Origin of the sequence: Streptomyces sp. 150FB, from assembly GCF_000818195.1 — a bacterium.
Taxonomy (GTDB): Bacteria; Actinomycetota; Actinomycetes; order Streptomycetales; family Streptomycetaceae; genus Streptomyces.
The window spans coordinates 7105516-7108316 of the sequence record NZ_JTHL01000001.1; the positions used below are offsets into that span (position 1 = coordinate 7105516).

2 protein-coding genes are annotated in these 2801 nt (G+C 73.7%); both read left to right on the forward strand.

Annotation, left to right across the window (positions count from 1 at the left end):
- The first annotated feature begins 117 nt into the window (after positions 1-117).
- Entirely contained in the window at positions 118-2100 is a 1983-nt protein-coding gene (locus tag QR77_RS30535) for an ATP-binding protein (RefSeq protein WP_201778832.1), read from the forward strand.
- A gap of 169 nt (positions 2101-2269) precedes the next feature.
- Positions 2270-2801, forward strand: a 532-nt coding sequence (locus QR77_RS49315; RefSeq protein WP_040025227.1) for a PucR family transcriptional regulator ligand-binding domain-containing protein, incomplete at its 3' end; no start/stop codon positions are given.

Below are 2801 nucleotides of genomic sequence, written 5' to 3' on the forward strand. Positions count from 1 at the left end.
CGCCCCGCCGCGCCGCCATCGCCGCCGCCGATGCCGTCGGGGGCGCCACCTGCGCCGTACGGGCGTCCGTACGCGGAGGCGGCGAGCCTGCCGTCAGCGCCGGGCCACGCACCGGCGATGGGGCCTTCGCTGAGCGAGTGGCTGCACATCCCACGGGCGGCCACGGCCGCGCCGGGGACGTGGGCGTACGGGCATGTGGCACGGGCGGCGGTGGAACCGGAACGGACGCCGCTGCGCCAGCTTGTCAGCGGGGCGCTGATCTCGTTCCTGGTGGGGCTGCTGCTCTGGTCTCTGATCAGAAACGGTTACCTCGGCAGTTTCTGGATCTGGCCACTCCTCGTACTCACCCCGGATTCCTGGCCCGGGACCACGACCGGCGACACAGCTCTGAACTACTACTTCGTGATCATGGCCGCCGTGCTGGCAGTGGTCTTCGGTCGCCTCGGCCGCTGGGCCGAACTCGCCCGCCGCCTCCTCGGCGTCCGCGACCGCACCGCGGAGATCGCCGCCCAGCCCACCCACCCCGAGCCCGAGGACGACCTCGCCGAATGGCCCGAGCTGCGTCTCGCCGGGCAGGGCGAGAGTGCCGCGCGGCTGGCCGCCGAGGTGCGGGACGGGCGGATGAACGACGTCGACTACATCCGCATCCGCCGCGCCTGGCACTCCGTACGCGTCGACCCCTCCCGGCTGGCCGCCTTCGCCGAAGCCGTACGCGCCCAGGGCGCCGCCGCCTGTGTCCACCCCTCCGGCAAGCGCGACCTGCCCGTCCGCGCGGCCCGGCACGACCTGCTCGTCCGCCAGGTCAGGATCGGTACGGTCCACGACGGGGAGCGGAACCCGTACGCGCGGCGCGGCACCGGCCTCGCCCTCGACCCCGCCCTCCTCGGCACCTCGCTGCTCGCCGTAGGACCGCCGGGCGCCGGCAAGACGCACGCCGTCGTGCGGCCCGTGGTCGAGTCGCTCGCGCTCCAGGCGCTCGCCGGCCAGGCCGCCGTCATCGCCGTCTGCGCAGCCGGTACCCAGCTCGGGCCCGACGACGCCTACGACGTCGTGATCAGGCTCGGCGACCCGAACTCGGTGTACGACCTCGACCTGTACGGCGGGACCACCGACCCCGACGAGGCCGCCGCCGTACTCGCCGAGGGCCTCGTCGGCGACCTCGCCGACACCGACAGCCGCCGCGCCACCACCGCGCTCGCCCAACTGCTCGGCCCCTTCCGTGCCGCGCGCGGGCGGCTGCCCTCCGTACCCGAGCTGCGCGAACTCCTCGACGGGACCCCGGCGGCGCTCGCCGCCCTGCGCGAGGAGCTCGAATCAGAGGGCAAGCACGCCATGCGGCGCGAACTCGACGCCCGCGAACGGCAGTCGGGTGCGCCGGGCGACCCCGGCCGCGCGCTCGCCGACCGCGTCGCGCTCCTCGACCGGCCCGCCTTCGACGCCTTCTTCGACACCACGGGCAAGACCCGACCGTTCTCGCTGCGCACCCTGGAACACCCGCTGCGGGTCCGTATCGACCTGCCCGAGCGCGGGCACGCCGAGGCCTCACGGATGCTGGCCAGGCTGGTCCTCGCCCAGTTCACGGCGAACGCCGCCGTCAGGACCGACCGCTCGCTCTTCGTGTGCCTGGTCCTCGACGACGCGACCCGGGCGCTCACCGCCGAGACCCTGCGCGGAGTGCAGCGGCTCAGGTCCGTCAACGCGGGCGCCGTGCTCAGCCTGCGCAGCCTCGACGACGTACCGGAGTCGCTGCACGCCTCGCTCCTCGGCGCCGTCGGCTGCCGGATGGCCTTCGCCGGGATCACCACCTGGGACGGCAAGCGGTTCGCCGAGGCCTGGGGCACGGAGTGGGTCGAGACCAGGGACGTCACCCACCGGACGGTCTTCGCCGACCAGCCGCTCACCCGCGCCATCCACTCCTTCCGGAAGCTGGTCACGGGCAAGGCCGTGACGACGGACGCCGTGACGGTACGGAAGGTCGAGCGCGAGCGCTGGTCGGCCTCCGAGCTGGCGCACTCGGTGCCGGCCGGGCACGCGGTGCTCTCGCTGCGGACGGTCGCCGGCGACTACGCGCCGCCGTTGCTGGTGGACCTGCGCGACTGACGGACGCGCCGGGAACGTGCGTGGGTACACGTATCCGCGTATACGGACACGTGTACCCGCACACGTGTCCGTACAGGCTGGCAGAATTGAGGTACGCCGTTCATACGGGACGGCGTATTTCCTCCTCACCGCGCTCCCCGTCCGCCAGCGAAAGCCCTACGGTTCCTCCATGCCGCTCACCCTCGCCTCGCTCGTCCAGAACCCGGCGCTCAAACTCACCGTGCGCGGGGGGAAGGACCGGCTCGGCACGCCCGTGCGCTGGGTGCACGCCAGCGAGCTGGCCGACCCGGTGCCCTACATGGAGGGCGGCGAGCTGCTCCTCGTGACGGCGACAAACCTGGACGCCGAGAACCCCGAGGCGATGCGGCGCTACGTACGCAGGCTGCTGGGCGCCGGGGTCGTCGGGCTCGGCTTCGCCGTCGGCGTCCACTACGAGGACATCCCGGCCGCGCTCGCCGACGCCGCCGTCGCCGAAGGGCTGCCGCTGCTGGAAGTGCCGAGGCCCACGCCGTTCCTCGCCATCAGCAAGGCCGTGTCCAAGGCCGTCGCCGCCGACCAGTACCGGTCGGTGACAGCCGGGTTCGAGGCGCAGCGCGAACTCACCCGCGCCGCTCTCACCGAAGGCCCGGCAGCGCTGCTCGCCCGGCTCGCCGCGCATGTCGACGGCTGGGCGGCGCTGTACGACGCCACCGGCGCCGTCG